Genomic DNA, 1,417 nt, shown 5'->3' on the forward strand with positions numbered 1-1,417 from the left:
GGAGAGTACCCCGACGGCGACGCCTTCCTCGACGACCTCGACGTCATCGCCGAGTCGCTGCGCGAGGACGGTCAGGAGTCGGTCCTCGAATCCTTCGTCGAGCCGTTCCGCCGGCAGGTCGACACGTTCGGGCTCACGCTGGCGTCGCTCGACTTACGCGACCACCGCGAGAACCACACCGAGGCCGTCGCCGAGGCCGTCGCCGTCGAGGGCGTCGACTACGACGAGATGGACGAGCCCGAGCGCGTCGACTTCCTCACCGAGGCGATCCTCCAGGACGAGCCGGTGGTGGACGTCGACGAGCCCGGCGACGTCTCGGAGACGACCGACCGCGTCCTCGAACGGTTCGCGTCGTTCGCGGAGTGGCAGGAGGAGTACGGCCAGCAGGCGATAGACACCTACTGCATCTCGATGACGGAGGAACCCAGCCACGTGCTGGAGGTGCTCTTCCTGGCCGACCAGGTCGGCGTCGTCTCCCTCCCGGACCACTGCGCGGTCGACGTCGTCCCCCTCCTCGAGACCGAGTCGGCGCTCAACGGCGCCGAGCGCATCCTCGGCACCCTCTTCGAGAACGAGGCGTACGCGACCGCGCTGGAGGCCCGCGGCGAGGTCCAGGAGGTCATGCTCGGCTACTCCGACTCGAACAAGGAGAACGGGTTCCTCGCCGCGAACTGGGACCTCTACGAGAACCAGCGCCGAATCGCCCGGTTCTGCCGCGAGGAGGAGGTCACGCTCCGGCTGTTCCACGGCCGCGGCGGCTCCATCTCGCGCGGCGGCGGCCCGATGAACGAGGCGCTGCTCGCGCTCCCGAACGAGACCGTCACCGGCCAGGTGAAGTTCACGGAGCAGGGCGAGGCCATCGCCGAGAAGTACGCCAACCCGCGGATCGCCGAGCGCGAGCTCGAACAGATGCTCGACGCGCAGATCCGCGCCCGGAAGGAGGCGAACGAGGAGCCGGTCGAGGACGTGCCCGACCGCTGGGTCGAGGCGATGGAGGTCATGGCGCCCGCGGCGCGGGAGACGTACCGCGACCTCCTGAACACGGACGGATTCGTCTCGTACTTCGAGCAGGCGACGCCGATCAGCGTCGTCGAGGACCTCAACCTCGGCTCCCGGCCCGCCTCGCGCTCGGGCGAGCGCAGCGTCGAGGACCTGCGGGCGATCCCGTGGGTGTTCTCGTGGACCCAGACGCGGCTCATCCTCCCCGGCTGGTACGCGATCGCCTCCGGCATCGACGCCTACCTCGACGAGATCGGCGAGGAGGCGGGGATGGAGACGCTCGGCGAGATGTTCGACGAGTGGCCGTTCTTCCGGACCACGCTCGACAACGCCTCGCTCGCGCCCGCGCGCACCGAACCGGAGATCGCCGCCGAGTACGCGGACCTCGCGGACGACGGGCTCCGCGAGCGCTTCTTCC

1 protein-coding gene is annotated in these 1,417 nt (G+C 69.7%); it reads left to right on the plus strand.

Annotated features, from left to right (window positions below; all coding sequences use genetic code 11):
* Positions 1-1,417, plus strand: a 1,417-nt coding sequence (locus tag B9G38_RS17390; RefSeq protein ID WP_143415641.1) for a phosphoenolpyruvate carboxylase, incomplete at both ends; no start/stop codon positions are given.

It is taken from the genome of Halorubrum sp. SD612 (assembly GCF_002135005.1).